This window comes from Chitinophaga sp. YR627 (genome assembly GCF_900114995.1).
Taxonomy (GTDB): Bacteria; Bacteroidota; Bacteroidia; order Chitinophagales; family Chitinophagaceae; genus Chitinophaga.
The window spans coordinates 50,440-69,394 of the sequence record NZ_FOUX01000006.1 but is presented as its reverse complement, the minus strand read 5'-3'; the positions used below and the strand labels follow the sequence as shown (position 1 = coordinate 69,394).

Genomic DNA, 18,955 nt, shown 5'->3' with positions numbered 1-18,955 from the left:
TCCTTCTCTGAAAAGCAGCGAGGGCATATCTGTAATATGCCCTCTGCTCTGTCAGTTTATTTATAATGTCTTCAGTGTGTCGATGATCTTCTGTTCAGCATCTGCCTTGGAAACATCTTCCTTTACAAATTGCTGACCGGTGATATTCTCGAACAGCTCGATATAACGTTCACTTACGGTTTTAACGAATTCGTCGGTCATTTCAGGCACCTGCTGTCCGTCTTTACCCTGGAAGCCATTTGCCATCAGCCATTCACGTACGAATTCTTTACTCAGCTGTTTCTGCGGTTCACCGTTTTTTTGTTTTTCCTCATAACCTTCTGCATAGAAGTAACGGGAAGAATCCGGTGTATGGATCTCGTCGATCACATAAATGGTATCGCCGATCTTACCAAATTCGTATTTGGTATCTACCAGGATCAGACCACGTGCAGCCGCCAGTTCCTTACCACGGGCAAACAGGGCCAGTGTATACTTTTCCAGCTGTTCATAATCCTCTTTGGTAACAAGCCCCTTTGCAATGATATCTTCACGGGAGATATCTTCGTCGTGTCCTTCGTGTGCTTTCGTAGTCGGTGTGATGATCGGAGAAGGGAAGAAATCATTCTCTTTCAGACCTTCCGGCATGATTACGCCACACAGTTCACGTTTGCCGCTTTTGTAAGTTCTCCAGGCATGACCTGTGAGGTTACCGCGTACCACCATTTCCACAGGGAAAGTTTCACATTTCAAGCCAATTGTTACGTTGGGCAGGGGAACATTTTTCACCCAGTTTGGAACGATGTCCTTTGTTGCCTCCAGCATGATGGCAGCTACCTGGTTCAATACCTGTCCTTTGTAAGGAATCGGGCGGGGTAATACGACATCAAAAGCAGAGATACGATCGCTCGCTGCCATCACCATCAGTTTATCACCAATAGTGTATACGTCCCTTACCTTTCCCTTATAAAAAGCCGTCTGACCGGGAAGCTGAAAATTTGACTCTAACATGAATAAAAACTTACCTATTAAAAATGATTAAATGAAAGCCTTCATTTACAGGTCATTGACAAGGATATCAATAACCGGTTTTGCATTCAGGTCCGCAAAAATACTTTAGCTTGAGGGAATTACCACAGTTTATCTCTAAGAAAACTTCAGCAGCTCCTGATCATGCGCGCCGGCATGCTGGTGAATGAGATTCAGAATATATTCATTTTCAGGATACTGTGTCAGCCATTCCTTGCACTGTGGCCCTTCTGTAATTGCGGTGTCCCGTGGGATATACCCCATTCCGTAGAAACGCCCCTTCTCCATCAGGATACAGCTTTGCTCCTGTGCATCGCGTCCCATACCAATAATGGCGAACGTCGGTTGCTGTTGCTGCATATGGATAATGGCCGCTTTTACCCGGAGATTGTATGTTTCGGGTGTTTCTTTTTTCTCACAGGCGCCCCGGCAGGTATGATCAGGGATCGGTGAACAGGCCCCGTGGCCTTTTTGTAAAAAGCACAACCGCGGACAAAGATCAAATTCTCTGATCAGGCCCCGTAGCATCTGATGCCCCTGCACCAGTAAAGGAAAGGAATGCAGCGGTGCTGAGTATTTACGGCGTTTCTCGATCGCCAGGCGCAGATAGCCTTCCTGGTCTTCAAAACAATAAAAGCCGTATTTGAATTCTATATATTTCTGCGAATAGTTATAAACCGGCCACAGTCGTTTGATCTCCACACTTTCCAGGATATGCGCCATCAGCTCTGTGCCTGTCACTTCGTGGGAAATACTGTAAATATTACGAAGGAATTCCTGTCTTTTCCTGCCGGCACTGTTACCCGTAAAGTGACTATTGACACGCTTCCGGATATTTTTGGCTTTGCCGACATATACCACTTTCCCTTTCTGGTCATGGAAATAGTAGACACCCGGCGTACCTGGTAACGCGGTTACCTGTTCAGGAGGCAGATGCGGTGGCAGGAACTGCTCTTTGGAATGAGCGGACAATGCATGTGCAATGGCCTTGCCTGTATCCTGTTGCAATAAGAGGCCAAACAGCTTTACTGTAGCAGCCGCATCTCCCGCAGCGCGGTGACGCTGTGTAACGGAGATCTCCAGTGACCTGCAGAGGTTACCCAGACTGTAAGAAGGCAGTCCTGGAATGATCTTACGGCCAAGCCTTACCGTACACAGTTTTTTGCTGCGCAACTGATAACCTGCCTGGGCAAGATGATATTGAATAAAGGAATAATCGAAATTAACGTTGTGTGCTACGAAGATCTTATCATGTAAAAGGGCAAATATATCTCCTGCGACTTCATCGAAGGCCGGCGCAGTTGCTACCATTTCGTCCGTAATACCGGTAAGGGATTGAATATATCGGGGGATGGGCACACCCGGATTGATCAGCGTTTCGTATTGCTGTACAATGTTCCGGCCGTCATAAATATAAATGGCTATTTCCGTGATGCCGTTTGCACTGGCATGGCCACCTGTAGTTTCTATATCAACTATTGCGTACATAACTCTCCACTCGTCCGGACAAATATAACCACAAGTTCCAATCTGGAGAATTATTTATATAAAGAAGAGTTGTTAGCTTCCGGATCGACATTCCCGAACTCAACAATCACAACAAATCATCCGAAAACTAACAACTACTTATTTTAACAATCAACGCTATCCGTTGTTCTATTTCTTCTTCATGGCAGCCTGGATCGCCTTGGCAGTATCCTGGTGTGCCTTCAGGGTAGGCAGTGTGTTACCTGCCCATGTTTTCAGATCCGGATCTGTCAGGTTCTGGGAAGCTTTATCAAACATATCTACATCTTTATCATGGTCATTTACCATCATATCAATGAAGTGTTTGTCAAACTCTTTACCGGAGAGTTTACTCATATCTCTCAGGTGTTCTGAATAATCGGAGCCTACGCTATCCGGAAGGGTAATATTCTTAGTCGTCGCCAGACTTTTCAATTCATCGCCTGCTTTTGAGTGGTCAGCCACCAGCAATGCGCCGAAGTCTTTTATACGCTGTGTTGTACCTTTCTCCTGTGCCAGTTTACCAGCCTGTACTTCCAGCATGCCACCGTCAGCGGCTTTTACCGCGAAGTCAGATGATTCTTTGTCTACAGGAGCGGTTTCTTTATTTACTGCCTGCGCACTATCTACAGCATCTTCGTGTTTGGCTGCTGTGTTTCCTCCGTTACAAGCCTGAAACATCCAGGCAGCCAGCATAGTCGCGGCAATAAAAGTGAGCTTTTTCATGTCTTCCTTTTTTGGTTTAACAAATAGATGTAACAGTTTAACGTGTCATCTAGTGATGTCATACATGAGGCAAAAAAGGTACCATGCCAGCCCGACCGGTTTTTTCCTCCTGAAAGAAATATCCTTAAAGTCCAGCGCTGTATTACGTTTCAGCAATACGAACTGTACTATAATGATTATCAGCCCCTACCGCTGACGCGGAAGGATATTCTGTAGACCGCTTTCCCCGTTTCCGGGTAAATAAATCATTCCGGAACGCTCATTCTAAAAATATTTTGGAACATTCATTCTATTATTCTACATTTGCATCATGGCACGGAATAAAGCATTTGATCCTGAGGAAAAGCTGGAAAAAGCAAGGGATCTCTTCTGGGAGAAGGGATACAACGCGACGTCCATGCAGGACCTTTGTGAAGAGATGAAACTGAACCGGGCCAGTATATATGATACTTACGGTGACAAATACGCCCTCTTTCAACAGTGTCTGCAGAACTACGCGAAGGAGAAACTATTTGATTACAAACAATGCTGTGAGAAGGTATCACCCCTTTCAGCGATAGACAGTATCATACGAAGAGCGGTCCACAACAGGAAAGAAGGGAAATCCTGCCTCATGGTAAAGACATCCTTTGAACTGGCTTCAATGGATGAGGGTATAAGACACATTGTACAGGAACAGGCAAAGCAAAGCATCAGCGTATTACAGGAACTTTTGGAGAAAGCACAAAAGATGAACGAAATACCAGCAGAAAAGGATCCGGCTACATTAGCACAGTTCCTATACGCAAGCTTCAGTTCGATCTGGTTGATGGACGTATTATTCGGTGATAAAGCAATGTTGGACAGCATGGCAGACCATATATTGTATAGCATCAGGCATTGATATTTTTTTGCATTTTTTTGGAACAATCATTCTGGAATTAATTAACTGAAGAACCCATGTATCCAACATTACTATCATCCGCTACTATAGGCAATTATGCCATTTCAAACAAGGTGGTTATGGCGCCCACCGCTAGTAAAAGTCACGTACCTGCGGGCATTCCCAACGACGTGACCGTCAACTACTACAGCCAGCGGGCCAAAGCCGGCCTGATCATCGCAGAGGGAACCGGTCCTGCAGAAAACGGTATGGGCCAGGCGCACATGCCAGGGATTTATAGCAAGGATCAGATTTCAGGATGGAAAAAAGTAACAAAAGCCGTACATGAAAACGGCGGCCGGATCTTCCTACAGATCAAACACACAGGGCGTATTTCACACCCTGCCAACATGCCGGCTAAGGCAGACGTAATAGCTCCTTCGGCCATTACAGCCAAAGGTGAGATATGGACAGAGAAACTGGGCTGGCAGCCACATGCCACTCCAAGAGCAATGACTACATCAGAGGTAGGAAAAATGGTCCAGCAATATGTAAAGGCAGCAACACAGGCAATAGAAGCAGGTTTCGACGGAGTGGAAATACACGCAGCGCAAGGATATCTAATGGACCAGTTCCTGCACCCTGATACCAATCAGCGGACAGACAAATACGGTGGCAGCATTCCAAACAGGGTACGTTTTGTACTCGAAGCCGTGGCAGCTGTCAGTCACGCAATAGGCAGGCACCGTACAGGCATCCTCCTGTCTCCTTACAGCCAGGTCAATGACCTGCAGCATCACAATCAGATAGACGCTACTTACGAATACCTGACAGATGCACTGGATACTTACGGATTGTCTTACATCCACCTGCTGACCGAAACGGCAACTCCTGCCACACTGATTGCTGGCATACGTTCCCGCTTCAATGGAACACTGATCTTAAATGGTGATTACGACGCCTTAAGTGCAGAACAAACTGTGCAGAATGGCCTGGCTGATCTGATCGCATTTGAGAATCCATGTGTCTCCTCTCCTCTCTCCGGTAAGTTTGCAACAACTTCCAGTGAGCCGCTTAAAAAGCCCAATTACGCTTGCGCGAATTGTTAATTATAAATCTGAGAGTTGTTTAGTTGTATACACTTCCGTAGCGGAAGCCCTGTTGCGGAAGTGCTTTCTACAGGTAAAACATAAAGAACATTAGTGAAGGATATATATTTAGCTCGTTTAAGAATCACCGCCGTGTAGAAAGAGGAAGATTGTGACATTGGAGAATGCAATTCTCTACTAGTCCCGGAAGTATAAAATAGGCCATCTGTTGCCACATAATTTTTAAGACGCAAACAGATAGGATTTCCAATAAAACAGCTTTAGCGAATACCAACAGATAAAGCCTATTTTATACTGACCTGAGGATTATAATGACAGCCGCTATTTAAAGCGGCTTTTTTCATCTGCTTACACCCGCCTCCACAGCCAGTTCCTTCCAGTTGAAATACTGCTGCGCATTGTAATAGCAGACGTCTTTTACCACCTTACCGATCCACTCCACATCATTGGGTAGCTCTCCGTTTTCTACTTCCTGCCCAAACAACTCACATACGATCCTCCGGAAATACTCATGACGCGGATAAGATAAAAAGCTGCGGGAATCGGTCAGCATGCCCACAAACCGGCTCAGTAATCCCATATTGGACAATGCATTGATCTGTTTGATCATACCATCTTTCTGATCAAGGAACCACCATGCAGAACCAAACTGCACCTTACCAGCTACAGATCCATCATTGAAATTACCGATCATAGTAGCCAGCAGTTCATTATCCGCCGGATTCAGATTATACAATATCGTCTTCGCTAATTTATCCTGACTATCCAGTCTGTCCAGAAATTTCGCCAGTGCCCTCGCCTGAGAGAAATCACCGATAGAATCCCATCCGGTATCTGGTCCCAGTATACGCATCATACGCGAATTATTATTCCGCAAAGCACCCAGGTGATACTGCTGTACCCACCCCTTCTCCCAGTCCCATTCCGCCAGTTGTAACAACAAGGCAGATTTGATCTGACGGGCTTCCGGCAAACTTAATCGCTGACCACTCCTTACTTTCAGGAAGATGGAATTGATATCTTTTTCCAGAAAATCTTCTGCATAGATCTCCTCAATACCATGATCAGAAACTGAACAACCCTGCGAAGCAAAGAAGTCATGTCTGTTCTTTAATGCCTCCAGCAGATCGGCATACGTATCGATCGTAATACCTGCCGCTTCTTCCAGTCTTGCCAGATAAGCATTATATTTCTCCGGATCATCCACATTCATCGCCTGATCGGGACGAAATGCAGGCAGAATAGGTATTTCAAAACCATCCTGGCGCAACTGCTGATGATGCTCCAGTGTATCTGCCGGATCATCTGTCGTACACACCAGGGCTACATTCATTTTACGCAGCAGATTACGGGTGCTGAACGCGGATGTTTCCAGCTGCGCGCCGGCATTGTAATAGATATCCGAAGCTGTCGCCGGACTTAAAATATCATGTATATCAAAATAACGCTGTAACTCCAGATGCGTCCAGTGATACAGCGGATTACGCAGGGTATATGGCACGGTAGCGGCCCACTTCTCAAACTTCTCCCAGTCAGTTTTATTACCGGTGCAGTAACTCTCATGCACCCCGTTCGTACGCATCGCCCTCCATTTATAATGATCCCCATACAACCATGCCTGTGTAAGCGTACCAAAAGTGGCATCTGCCGCTATCTGCGCCGGCGGAAGATGACAATGATAATCGATCACAGGCATCTCCTTTGCATAGTCGTGATAAAGGCGTTTTGCGGTATTGTTAGTCAGGAGAAAATGTTCATCCAGGAACTTCTTCATTGTAGACAGTTTAATTAATGGTTAGTAGATTACAGTGACACACCTCTTTTCCAGGGAATAAAATCATCCTGTCCGTTGATGACGGATCTGGCTTTTGTAATTCCACTGGCCACATCAATGACATAGTTCAGGATGCGTTCTCCCGCCTCCGGGATAGACTCTTCTCCATCGATAATAGTGCCTGTATTGATATCGATAATATCCGGCATACGCTGATAAAGTTTTGTATTGCTGGACAGTTTTATAACAGGTGTTACGGGATTACCGGTAGGCGTACCCAGTCCGGTGGTGAATAATACGATAGTGGCTCCCGCCCCTACTTCTGCTGTGGTAGATTCAACATCATTGCCTGGTGTACAAAGCAGGTTCAACCCCGGCAGACTCACCTTCTGCGGATAGTCTAATACAGCAGCTACCGGAGAGGTACCTCCTTTTTTTGCTGCACCGGCCGATTTGATAGCATCAGTAATCAATCCGTCTTTGATATTACCTGGAGAAGGATTCATATCAAAACCGGAACCTGCTTCTTCTGCGCGACGTTGATACGTGCGCATCAGGTCTATAAAACGTAATGCATCTGTTGTATCCACACAACGATCACTCATTTCCTGTTCGACGCCGCACAACTCAGGAAACTCAGATAAAATAACCGAACCACCCAGTGCAACCAGCAGATCGGAAGTATAACCGATAGCAGGATTTGCTGAGATACCGGAGAATCCGTCAGAACCACCACATTCCAGTCCTATACATAGTTTTGATAACGGAGCAGGTGTACGGGTAATCTTATTGGCTTCAATCAGTCCCGCCATCGTCTGCCTTACCGCCGCAGTGATCAAAGCCTGCTCTGTCCCTGTCTGCTGCTGATCGAGTATAAACAGCGGTTTACTGAACTGAGGGGAACGTTTACGGATCTCTTCTTCCAGCATGGTGATCTGTGCATTCTGGCATCCCAGGCTCAGTACTGTTGCACCTGCGACGTTCGCATGTGTGATATAACCTGCCAGCAGACCACACAGGGTCTGTGCATCCTGACGGATACCACCACAACCACCTTCATGCGTCAGGAACTTAATACCATCCACATTTTCAAAGAGGCGTTGCTGACCATCTGCTGTGTTGTCTTCTGTATATACCGTTTCAAGTATAGCGGCAGCATCCGCACCCTGCTGGTATTGCTGCACCAGTTGGCGCGCAAAGGCGGCGTATTTCTTCGGACGGCCATAACCTAATTCTTCGACTAATGTCTCCCTTAATACTTCCACGTTCCTGTTCTCACAAAACACCATTGGGATCACCAGCCAGTAGTTACCGGTACCCACGCTTCCATCTGCTCTATGATACCCCATAAAGGTGCGGTCCTGCCATTTGGAAATATCCGGTATATGCCAGGCTGTTTTCCGCGTAGCTGCCAGTTGAAAATCACTGGATGCATGTTGTACATTACCTACTGCTATCTTCGCACCTGCTGCCAGTGTTTCTTTTGCTCTGCCTACCAGTACGCCATACATGGTGATCGCATCACCTGGCTGTAATACGGTTTCTGTAAATTTGTGCTTTGCCGGTACATCTTCTGTCAATGTATATACCTGCCCGTTTTCCTGCACGCTTTCTCCTTTTTTCAGATCTGTCAGTGCTACTACTACATTATCCTGCGGATGAACTTTCAGGACTTTTCTTTTCAATCCCGTCATATACTGTTTTATTTAAGCGATCGTTGTTTCTTCTGATACCCTTCTGATCAATGATGCGGCTCCTTCTGTGAGTAATGCACCCATCATGATCGTAACCGCATGCGCAAAACCCGGTAACTGTGTGAGATCGACACCCCAGAGGGCAGTATCTTTTAATACCGTCTGTACCAATACGGCTGGCTCCAGTCTTTGCCATTTTTCTTTGAAATAGTCCGCATAATCATCTGTTACTTCCCCATCACGCATGAACAACAGATAGGCAGCAAAACCTAATGCCATCAATGCAGGTACTTCTTCCAGGCGCTGATAATGCCGTACGATCACGGGTATTACGCGCATCTTCATTTTGGAAGTATACTGCATGGTGATGCTCTGCCAGCGATGCTCGATAAACGGATTTCTGAAGCGATCCAGCACACTGCCGGCAAAGCGTAAGGCCGCATCTTCCCGGATAGCTACATTCGTTATAGCAGGCACTATTTCATGTTGTGCCAGTGCAGAGATGCAGCTTTCCATCGCAGCATCTTCCATCGCTTCTTTCACGGTATTAAATCCCGCCAATACGGCCAGTCCGCAGCTCAGTGTATGTGTACCGTTCAGCAACCGCAATTTCAGTTCGCGGAAGATATTGATATCCGGCGCCAGGACTACCCCGCTATCCGCAGGTGCAAATGCCAGCACCTTCCTGACCCGCTCACTGGATGTTTCTATCGCCCATAAAGCATAAGGCTCTGACATGATCATCAGTTGATCTGTATACCCCAGTTGCGCCTCCACCGCAGCCTGTGCAGCTGCCGGAAGAGCGCCCGGGACGATACGGTCCACCAGTGAGTTACAGATATGATTCGCGGTAGATAACCAGTCTGTGAAAGCGGCTTCCAGTTGATGCTGTTGCGCCAGTTCCAGAAGGATCTGCTTTAATTTAGTTCCGTTGTCGGGTATCAGTTCAGTCGGAATGATGACCATTCCCTTATTGGTATCTCCTTTGAAATGCCGGTAACGACGTAAGAGAAATGCCAGTAGTTTACCGGGGAAAGAAGCCGGTGGAGCGGCATGGATATTATCCGCCGTCAGGGTAATACCTACTTCTGTCGTATTGGAAATAATGATCTCCATCTCCGGATCAGTGGCACATTGCAAAATTTGCTCCCATTCGCCGGTAGCAGACAACACCCTGCTGATCGCATCATTTACAACATATTCCTCTACTCTTCTGCCCTGCATGATCCCCTGGATACAATGCGTATACAGGTAATCCTGTTCATTGTAAGCATCGGTATTACCTTTATCCGTAGACTTCACCACAACGATACGGCCATTAAAAATACCGGCCTTATTGGCCTTATCAATGAAATAATCAGGCAGACCACGCAGTAATACACCGGTACCGAATTGCAGTACTTTTTCGGGCAATACAGCACGCGCTTTGCCTGTCAGAAACTGTTTGTTCAATTGCATATTTCTTATTTAATGCGTCAATGCACCACTTCCATCGACCGTATTTACTAATTATTTATGAGTAGCCTGTCTGAATAACCACTCCGTCAGATCAGTAGCTGCCTGGTAATTTTCAAAGGAAGCCGGCAAACGGCGTCCATCCAGGTATTCGTTATAAAACCAGGGATCGCCTACGGCAAATACTGCTCCCTTGCCGACTTTGGCAGTCGCCATGATCACATCTCCATTATCTGTATACAATGCTTTGGCTGGTTGTTTTAATGCAAGCGTAGAGATCTCTTTGATGTAGATCTTCTTTGTATGTGCGAATACACTGTTACCAGCCGGCAGGAAGAGTGCGCCCTGTTCAAATTGTTTGCCTTCCACATGATTACGGCTGTCTTCCTTAAAATGAATACCGAATTTATCTGTCAGTATATTGAAGGTTTTGATCTCTGAATTACCTGCATCATTCTGTAATATCACCAGCACACCGCCCTGCTTTACCCAGTTCTCCAGCTGTGTGGCATGTGCTTCCGTCATGTAGTTAGGCTTTGCTGTTTCCTTCTCTGTATCAGGATCCACAATGATCAGGATATTGGACTTTGCGAGATTGGCAGCAGTCGGTGCTTCGGATAGTGTATTGGTCTTTGCGCCTCTGTTATGGAAGATATGTCCCCAGAGCGAAAATCCGCCGTTGTCCATCTCATTCCACACGTAGTGCCAGGACTCCGGCTGACCGGTAATCCCTTTCCTGAATTCATTATTGAAAAAGTTATCGATGGTTACCATCAGTCCTTTACCTGTCTGCGGAATAGCTGCCTGCTCCATCTCATTTGAAGCCAGCATATAAGCGCCGACACCTTTCGGATCATTGGTCACTACTTTCTCACTCAGATAGTATGCATAACTGCCATCCCGGTAAGGATCGCCACCCAGACCAGCTACGCTCACGGTACCTTCCAGGTTAACGCCTCCTTCCGGAGCAGTACGTACAAATTGTTTTGTAATGCCTTTATAGCCTTTCTCGGCTACTGTCCGGTAGGACGCAGGCAGATATCCCAGTCTGATCCCTTTGGCCAGTGCATACACAAACATACAGGAACCCGAAGCTTCCAGGTAGTTCCCCTTCGACCCTGCTTTGTCCAGCACCTGGTACCAGCAACCGCTCGTTGGGTCCTGGTATTTCTTAACGGCTACCGCCATGCGGTTCAGGATCTGCAGCAGACTATCTCTACCCGGATGACCGGCAGGATAATATTCCAGTGCATCTACCAGCGCCATACCATACCAGCCCATCGCACGACCCCAGAAATTAGGAGAACGACCGGTAGTTTTATCTGCCCAGCGTTGTTCACGGGATTCATCATACCCATGATACAGCAGGCCTGTTTTATTATCACGGGAATGTTCTTCCATCAGTACAAACTGACGCGTGATGTCTTTGAATGCTGTTTCATCATGATACATCGCAGCATATTCTGCATAGAAAGGTTCTGCCATATACAATCCGTCCAGCCACATCTGGAACGGATAGCGTTTCTTGTGCCAGAAGCCGCCTTCTTTGGTACGCGGCATTTTATCCAGCTGTGCTTTTAGTTTATCGGCAGCCAGTTTATATTTCTCTTCATTGGTTACTTTGTATAACAACAGTAACGAGCGCCCATTCTTGATGTTGTCTATGTTGTAATCTTCAGCCTTGTAAGTCCGTATCGTACCGTCTTTCTCAATATAATGATCAAGACCTGTCTGTATGAATTTAAAATATTGCCCGTCGCCGGTGTTCTTCCACAATCCGGTAAAACCTTCCAGTACCACACCCTGGTCATACGTCCAATGTGCATGTCTTCCTGCCAGTTGTAAAGAATCGCCCCATATCCGTATCATGGTTTCCGCCATCTTTGCTGATTGTGCAAAGGCAGTCGCCGGCAGGAGGAGCAAAAGGGTATTCAGTAGTTTCTTCATGCCGTATACTTTGATGAATTATCTTTTACTAATGTCCAGTTTAACCTGTTTGCTATCCTGTACATTGAGTTTACCGTTGTCTTCTGTGATCAGCGTTACATTGCTCATACTGATATTGTTGCCAACGATACAGTCACCCGCTTTCTTCGCCTTGATCGTGATATCTTTCAGATGAATATCACTGATCGGCATTTCCGGTAATCCCCGTATGAAGATGGCTTTCTCTGCGCCGTGACACACCACATTACTGATATGGAAATCTCTGAACTGAGGAGTCGCTTCTGTTACCGGGAACAGTTCCACTTTTACCGCTTCACGTTTCTCTCCGGATAATAGCACAGGATCTTTCGCCATATAATACATATCAAAGAGGATCGCCTCCGCAGGTATATCTTTCATGTTGATGTTGTTGACATAGATCTTTTCTACAACACCACCACGGCCACGGGTTGTTTTAAAACGCAGGCCAATGTCCGTACCGAGGAAAGAGCAATTGGAAACGAACAGATTTCTGGCGCCGCCGGACATCTCACTGCCCACAACAAATCCGCCGTGTGCGTGATATACCGTACAGTTATTCACGATCACGTCTTCTGTAGCCACGCCACGCTTACGTCCCTGTTCATCGCGGCCGGATTTGATACAGATACCATCATCCCCTACATCAAAGGTGCAACCTTCGATACGTGCATAGCGACAGGACTCCAGATCGATACCATCGCCATTTTGTGCATACCAGGGGTTTTTAGCGTATACGTCTCTCAGGGTGATATGTTCGGTCAGCAGCGGATGCAGACACCAGGCCGGTGAGTTCTGGAAGGTGACACCTTCCAGCAACACATATTTGCAGGAAGTGATACTGAGCATATTCGGACGAAGGAAGTCCTTGATATCATTGTAGTCGGCAGCCGTCTTACCCGCTTCAATCACACCTGCGAGTTTGGTGTGTGATCCTTTCTGAGACTTTGCCGAAGGATACCAGGTCTTTTGATCCTCCCCTTCTATACCACCGGAAGCCAGTAACTTCTTCCATTGGGAGTCCGTCAGTTTATCTTTCTTAACAATACGCCAGGCATCGCCACCGCCATCTATGATCCCTTTACCGGTAATCGCGATATTCTCTGTGTTTACAGCAGATATTGGCGCCTGACAGCGCATAGCTTTCAATCCTTCATAAGTCGTTTCTACAAGCGGGTACTGGTCAAAATCTGTTGTGAACTGCAACAGGGCATTAGGCGCCAGGTACAGGTTCACATTACTTTTCATAACGACCGGGCCAGTGAGCCACAGTCCGGCGGGTATCATCACCACACCCCCACCGTTCTCACTGGCTTTGGTAATGGCGGCGTTGATACTTTTACTGTTCAGCGTCACACCGTCTGCTTTCGCGCCAAATGCGACGATAGTGAGCGTATCTCTTTTGAAATGCGGCTCATAGATCTCCGGCAGGTCAAAACGGTATTTACCTTCGAATTCAGTCTGCTGGAGGTATTTCTCCAGACCTATATGTTTATCCCTGATCTCTCTGGCTACCAGTCCTGCGACCAGGGTAGCGCCATAAGTATTGAAATGGGTATTATCCGTTACGCCATTCGGCAGGGTACTATAGTGCCCTGCCGGAGTGGTTTTAAATAACTTTTCAGAGCCCTGTACACCCTGTTGTACCAGTAAGGCCTCACTGCTTTTATGCAGATCGATCAGCGGTACTTTCAGACTGGCAGCCAGCTCCCGTACTACGCCGGGGTATTCGCCATGCTGGTCGACGAAGGCGCCTTTCTCATCAAATTTCCTGCGCATGACCGGTGTCACGAGGACAGGATTAGCCCCTTTTGCCCGGGCTTCTTTCACAAAACGGATCAGATTATCCTTATAAGCGCCCTTAGGAGCCGCAAAACGGGTCGAATCATCCTTTTTGGAGTCATTATGCCCGAATTGGATAATCACCCAGTCACCGGCCTTTAATTGCACAAGAACGCTATCCCAGCGATGCTCATTGATGAAACTTTTGGTACTGCGTCCATTTACGGCATAGTTCTTTACCGTCACGCCTTTCTGCAGGAACAGGGGAAACAGCTGCCCCCATCCTCTTTCCGGATTATCTGCCAAAGGCTTATCGGCCATGGTGGAATCTCCGATCATAAATACGCGCGGCGGATCGTCTGTCGGTATCCAGCTGATCAAAGGGAAAAGCAGCGCCAATAGATACAACTTCATGAGCTTCGGTTTAATGGTATTACTGATAGTTTGGATTCTGTGTAAATTCAGTTTTGTTGGTCACAGCGTCGATCTGATCCTGCGGGATCGGACGTAGATTGTGGAATTCCTGGAAACTCTTTGCAGCATCCGGATTGTGCGCAATAATGTGTGCGGACAGTTTACCGGTACGTTTCAGGTCAAACCAGCGGAGCTGCTCGCCTGCCAGTTCGCGGGCTCTTTCATCCAGGATAAACTCCAGGGTCATATTTGCAGCAGACACTTCCATTTCAGCCTCATGTCCCGGAATAGCCGCACGCTTACGCAGTACGTTGATATAGTCTGCCGCCTTACCGGTATTACCCAGTTTGATCTGTGCTTCCGCAGCGATCAGGTACAATTCGGCCAGTCTGATAATATAAGCGTCCTTCGCACTCTGTTCCTCATTCATGGAAGCGCGGCTTGGGTCATCAAATTTCTGTAAGGAAACGTAACGCGTACGGTCTTTACCACCCTGGTTGGCATAGTAACAGATATTCCTGTCATACACCCGGTATTTCTTACCAGCCGTGTCTGCATTGGAAACGACATATTTGGTACAGATCACCGCCGTATCACCCAGTTTCATACCTGCCGGCGCTGTCTTGGTATTGTTACACAGCCATACGCTTTTAAAGGTCGCATCATAACGGGCATCTGCTTTCTCATTGAACAGGTCCAGCAGATAGAGCGTAGGCATATATCTGTTGAAAGGACGGCCATTCAGGACATCACGCTGTAAACCCGGTAAGTCGTCATATTTCATACCAAACATCAGGTGACCGTTATTCGCACCGCGGGAGTGGCCATTTGGATATAAGGTTGCGTCAAGTCTGTCGTCAAACACCAGGTTCTTCATATAGTTAACGGCCCATACGATCTCTTTGTTTTGCAGGTTATCCATCTTCCACAGGTCCGCATATTTCGGCACGAGGGAGAAACCGTACTTAGTGATCACAGAATCAGCCAGTGCTGCTGCCCGGTCATTCATACCACGGGTCAGATACATACGCGCCAGGAATGCCTGTGCTACTGGTCTCGTGGCACGGCCATAATCACTGGTAGTCACCGGCAGATTCTTTACAGCAATATCCAGGTCGCGGAATATCTGTGCATAGAAAGTGTCTACGGGTGTACGGTTAGCCGTTGTTTCCACACCTGCCGTTTCTGTAACAGTAAAGTGTACGCCACCCCACATCTCTACAATATGCCAGTAATAGAATGCACGCAGGAAATGCAGTTCGGCATCGCGCATGGCGCGTTTCTCTTCCGTAAAACCGGCATTGCCAATTCTGCCGATACCTGTATTACACAAATTGATAGCGGAATACAGCTGTCTCCACATGACGCTCATCACCCCATTGCTGGCCTGTAAGTTGATATACTGTGTCAGGTCAGGATATTTATCACCGGTTCCGCTGGTCCAGAGATCAGTACCCATTTCTGAGATACTGTAACCTTCTTCTTTTCCATACCACCAGCGATTATAAGAATAAGCGGCGCTGACCAGTGTTTCAAAACCATCAGGTGTACTGAACACCTGATCTACGGTCAGTCCGGATGGATTATATTCTTCCAGTTGTTTGTTACAGGCAGCCAGCAGACCAGCCCCCGCGATCAATATGATAAAAAGATTTATATAGCGTTTCATGACTTGTAAGGTTAATTTGAATGAAATCAGAATTCTACGTTCAGACCGGCTACATACATTTTCGTCAGCGGATTACTCAGGTCACCGCCTCTCTCCGGATCATAGTCTTTCACTTTACTGAAAGTGAACAGGTTCTTACCTGTTACATAGACACGCAGGTTGGTCAGATGCAGGTTTTTGAGCGCTGAACCCGGCAGCGTGTAACCCAGGGAAATGTTACGGATCTTCACGAAAGAACCATCTTTATAGCCCAGTGTTCTGATGAAAGGCGTGCCGTCCTTCGAAACGCTGGCATTCGGGCGCGGATAAGCATTCGTTTCATGCTCAGGCGTCCAGTAGTCCAGCGGTGCACTATTCTCCAGGCCCTGCGGATCATACTTCGCTGCATATTCTGAATTGATCCATTGACCGATGCGGGCGAATACATACACATTCAGGTCAAAATTCATAAAGCGGATATCGTTGTTCAGACCACCACTCCAGGTAGGGACCTGTCTGCCGAGTATCACACGATCCTGTGAATTCAGCACGCCGTTACCGTCCTGGTCACGCACTTTGATATCGCCTGGTTTATAGCCAAAGGCAGTGGCCGCATCCGCTTCTTTGGTCTGCCAGATACCGACCTTTTCATAGTCGTAGAATACACGCACCGGATAACCGATAAACCATCCATTGGCAACATCATTGGTATTGGCATCAGCCAGTGCCACGATCTCTTCTTTATTTTTAGAGAAAACGATATTGGAATTCCAGCTGAAGTTTCTGCTTCTGACATTGACGGTGTTGATACCGATCTCAATACCCCTGTTCCTGGTCTTACCAATGTTCTGGATCACGGTACTTACACCGGAGGAAGATGGCAGTGTTCTTTGCAGCAACAGGTCTTTTGTTTTCGTATCATACAGATCGATGGTAGCGCCAATCCTGCCGTTAAAGAAACTCATATCCAGACCGATATCCGTGGTGGCAGAAAGCTCCCATTTCAGGTTCCTGTTACCGATCTGACTACCGATACCGTAGGCCAGTGCCGAGTTGGTATCATCGTAGGAGAACGGGATCTTGGTCAGATAACTGGCGGTGGCATATGGCGGTACCGCATCATTACCCGCGATACCATAGCTCGCACGTATTTTCAGATCGCTGAATACGCGTTGTGATTTCATGAAAGGTTCATCAGATACACGCCATGCACCTGCTACGGAAGGGAAGAATGCCCATTTATTACCCGGCGCCAGTTTGGAACTACCATCTGAACGGCCGGTGAGTGACAACAGGTATTTCCCTTTATAGTTGTAGTTGATACGACCGGTGAATGAGATCAGTTTATTCGCCATATAGCTGGAACGGATCGCAATACCACTTACGTTGTTCTGTAAAGCGTAATATAACTGCGCCGGCAGCAACTGGCCTTCACCCTGTAAAAAACTGGAATCCCGCTGATCAGAGAGCAAGCTGGCTACACCTGTCAGACCGAACGTATGATCGCCCAGTTTCTGTGTATAGTTCAGTACGTTTTCCCAGCTGATATACCGTTTGCTGCCACTATTGTACTGCGATCTGGAAGCCGATGCTGTGGAACGTTCGATCGTGTTTTTGGAAGCAAAGATCCCTGTGCGGGCATTATCCAGTGTCACACCCAGGTTGGAACGGAAGGACAGCCCCTTTAAAGGCGTCAGTTCTACATAGGCATTTACAAAGGTGCGGGTCACACGACCATTATTCTGATAGGCATTGGGCTGTTCGTCTGCCAGCGGATTGATCATAGAACCCATATTAGGGAACAGGATCAGGTTGCCATCTTCATCATAGGGAAGATTAAGCGGTACGATCTTATTTGCCTGGTTCAGTGGATCACGGCGATTATCCTGGTTGTAGTAGGTCACCTGACTCTGCATACCGACTTTCAGATAATCATTGATGGTCTGATCGAGGTTTAAGCGGGCAGAATAACGTTTCAGGTGATCCAGTTTGAAGATACCTTTCTCATCAAAATAATCCAGGGAGAGATAGACTTTGGTTTTCTCAGAACCACCGGATACGCCCACCTGATAATCCTGTTGTAAACCATCATGGATCAGCAGATCTGCATAGTCTGTCCAGAGATTGTTCTGAATAGACGCTACTTCTGCAGCATTGAAGATCAGGGGATCATCAGCTTCTGTTTTCCAGCGGCCGGTGGTACGGTTTGCCTCACGTTTCTGTGCAACATATTGCGGGCCGGTAGACATCGCAGGATAGCCTGCTACCTGTGAAATACCAGCGTAGGTGTTGACAAAAACACGCGGTTTACCAGAAGCACCTTTTTTTGTGGTGATGATAATGACACCGTTTGCGCCTCTTGATCCGTATACAGCGGTGGAGGAAGCATCTTTCAGTACTTCCATTGACTGAATATCGTTGGGGTTGATGTCCTGTATATTTTCGTATTGTACACCGTCTACGATGTACAGCGGACCATTATCCGCACGGATAGATCTGTTACCACGTACGGTCACATTGATCTTTGCACCAGCTGCGCCATTGCTTTTAGTGATATCGACACCTGGCAGTTTACCCTGTACAGATTCCATTACGTTAGTGGAAGGCACCTTTCTGAGTTCTTCGCCTTTCACGGATGTAACAGCGCCGGTCAGGTCACGCTTCTTTACTTCGCCATAACCTACGACCACGACTTCGTCCAGTTGTTTATTATCTTTTTCCAGTTTCACTACAATGTTGCTGTTGCCATTAATGTTTTGTGTCAATGCCTGATAGCCGAGGTAACTGATCATCAGTACACCGGTCTGAGCATCGGGAACGGTAAGAGAAAATGCGCCTGTAGCGTCGGTCTGTGTGCCTGTTGTGGATCCTTTGAGTTGCACATTGACCATAACCAGCGGTTCTCCGGTTTCTGCGTCGGATATCCGCCCTTTAATTGTCTGGCGCTGAGCAAATGTCACAGCGACACTTACCAGCAAAAGCCAGCAGATGATGAGTAGTTTTTTCATAACG

The 18,955-nt window shown here is 47.1% G+C and carries 12 protein-coding genes; 2 read left to right on the top strand and 10 right to left on the bottom strand.

The window, feature by feature from the left end; translation table 11 throughout:
* Positions 1-60: 60 nt before the first annotated feature.
* From BMZ72_RS29545 to BMZ72_RS29535, 3 genes are all read right to left on the bottom strand, one after another.
* Positions 61-990, bottom strand: coding sequence for a phosphoribosylaminoimidazolesuccinocarboxamide synthase (locus tag BMZ72_RS29545; protein ID WP_089813944.1), 930 nt, complete (start codon positions 988-990; stop codon positions 61-63).
* A 135-nt stretch (positions 991-1,125) separates the two neighbouring features.
* Positions 1,126-2,496, bottom strand: coding sequence for an exonuclease domain-containing protein (locus tag BMZ72_RS29540; RefSeq protein WP_089813943.1), 1,371 nt, complete (start codon positions 2,494-2,496; stop codon positions 1,126-1,128).
* 168 nt (positions 2,497-2,664) lie between these two features.
* A complete protein-coding gene (locus BMZ72_RS29535) occupies positions 2,665-3,240 on the bottom strand; it encodes a DUF4142 domain-containing protein (protein ID WP_089813941.1) in 576 nt (191 codons plus the stop codon).
* Between the two features lie 310 nt (positions 3,241-3,550).
* Here BMZ72_RS29535 and BMZ72_RS29530 point away from each other — a divergent pair, with 310 nt between their 5' ends.
* Positions 3,551-4,123 carry a TetR/AcrR family transcriptional regulator gene (locus tag BMZ72_RS29530; RefSeq protein ID WP_089813939.1) on the top strand — a complete coding sequence of 191 codons (573 nt, stop codon included), beginning with the start codon at positions 3,551-3,553 and terminating at the stop codon, positions 4,121-4,123.
* A gap of 56 nt (positions 4,124-4,179) precedes the next feature.
* Positions 4,180-5,211, top strand: a complete 1,032-nt coding sequence (locus BMZ72_RS29525) for an alkene reductase (protein WP_089813937.1) — start codon at positions 4,180-4,182, stop codon at positions 5,209-5,211.
* Between the two features lie 340 nt (positions 5,212-5,551).
* Here BMZ72_RS29525 and uxaC read toward each other — a convergent pair whose 3' ends face one another.
* Genes uxaC through BMZ72_RS29490 form a run of 7 tightly spaced genes read right to left on the bottom strand, consistent with a single transcriptional unit; the run spans position 5,552 to position 18,951 of the window.
* Positions 5,552-6,985 carry a glucuronate isomerase gene (gene uxaC, locus BMZ72_RS29520; protein ID WP_089813935.1) on the bottom strand — a complete coding sequence of 478 codons (1,434 nt, stop codon included), beginning with the start codon at positions 6,983-6,985 and terminating at the stop codon, positions 5,552-5,554.
* A gap of 29 nt (positions 6,986-7,014) precedes the next feature.
* The gene (locus BMZ72_RS29515) at positions 7,015-8,679 is read right to left on the bottom strand and encodes a UxaA family hydrolase (RefSeq protein ID WP_089813933.1); all 1,665 of its coding nucleotides are present in this window, start codon (positions 8,677-8,679) and stop codon (positions 7,015-7,017) included.
* 12 nt (positions 8,680-8,691) lie between these two features.
* The gene (locus BMZ72_RS29510) at positions 8,692-10,137 is read right to left on the bottom strand and encodes a tagaturonate reductase (RefSeq protein ID WP_089813932.1); all 1,446 of its coding nucleotides are present in this window, start codon (positions 10,135-10,137) and stop codon (positions 8,692-8,694) included.
* Between the two features lie 51 nt (positions 10,138-10,188).
* Positions 10,189-12,081 (bottom strand): DUF4350 domain-containing protein, encoded by a 1,893-nt coding sequence (locus BMZ72_RS29505; protein WP_089813930.1) that lies wholly within the window; start codon positions 12,079-12,081, stop codon positions 10,189-10,191.
* An 18-nt stretch (positions 12,082-12,099) separates the two neighbouring features.
* On the bottom strand, positions 12,100-14,295 hold the full coding sequence (locus BMZ72_RS29500) for a glycosyl hydrolase family 28 protein (RefSeq protein WP_089813928.1): 2,196 nt from the start codon (positions 14,293-14,295) through the stop codon (positions 12,100-12,102).
* Between the two features lie 19 nt (positions 14,296-14,314).
* Positions 14,315-15,964, bottom strand: coding sequence for a RagB/SusD family nutrient uptake outer membrane protein (locus tag BMZ72_RS29495; protein ID WP_089813926.1), 1,650 nt, complete (start codon positions 15,962-15,964; stop codon positions 14,315-14,317).
* Positions 15,965-15,990: 26 nt separating this feature from the next.
* Positions 15,991-18,951, bottom strand: coding sequence for a SusC/RagA family TonB-linked outer membrane protein (locus BMZ72_RS29490; RefSeq protein ID WP_089813924.1), 2,961 nt, complete (start codon positions 18,949-18,951; stop codon positions 15,991-15,993).
* Positions 18,952-18,955: the final 4 nt, after the last annotated feature.

Excerpts from the sequence above, each read along its gene's own strand:
- BMZ72_RS29510 (WP_089813932.1), bottom strand. The coding sequence starts at position 10,137 with ATGCAATTGAACAAACAGTTTCTGACAGGCAAAGCGCGTGCTGTATTG.
- uxaC (WP_089813935.1), bottom strand. The coding sequence starts at position 6,985 with ATGAAGAAGTTCCTGGATGAACATTTTCTCCTGACTAACAATACCGCA.
- BMZ72_RS29525 (WP_089813937.1), top strand. The coding sequence starts at position 4,180 with ATGTATCCAACATTACTATCATCCGCTACTATAGGCAATTATGCCATT.
- BMZ72_RS29530 (WP_089813939.1), top strand. The coding sequence starts at position 3,551 with ATGGCACGGAATAAAGCATTTGATCCTGAGGAAAAGCTGGAAAAAGCA.
- BMZ72_RS29495 (WP_089813926.1), bottom strand. The coding sequence starts at position 15,964 with ATGAAACGCTATATAAATCTTTTTATCATATTGATCGCGGGGGCTGGT.
- BMZ72_RS29490 (WP_089813924.1), bottom strand. The coding sequence starts at position 18,951 with ATGAAAAAACTACTCATCATCTGCTGGCTTTTGCTGGTAAGTGTCGCT.
- BMZ72_RS29540 (WP_089813943.1), bottom strand. The coding sequence starts at position 2,496 with ATGTACGCAATAGTTGATATAGAAACTACAGGTGGCCATGCCAGTGCA.
- BMZ72_RS29500 (WP_089813928.1), bottom strand. The coding sequence starts at position 14,295 with ATGAAGTTGTATCTATTGGCGCTGCTTTTCCCTTTGATCAGCTGGATA.
- BMZ72_RS29515 (WP_089813933.1), bottom strand. The coding sequence starts at position 8,679 with ATGACGGGATTGAAAAGAAAAGTCCTGAAAGTTCATCCGCAGGATAAT.
- BMZ72_RS29545 (WP_089813944.1), bottom strand. The coding sequence starts at position 990 with ATGTTAGAGTCAAATTTTCAGCTTCCCGGTCAGACGGCTTTTTATAAG.
- BMZ72_RS29535 (WP_089813941.1), bottom strand. The coding sequence starts at position 3,240 with ATGAAAAAGCTCACTTTTATTGCCGCGACTATGCTGGCTGCCTGGATG.
- BMZ72_RS29505 (WP_089813930.1), bottom strand. The coding sequence starts at position 12,081 with ATGAAGAAACTACTGAATACCCTTTTGCTCCTCCTGCCGGCGACTGCC.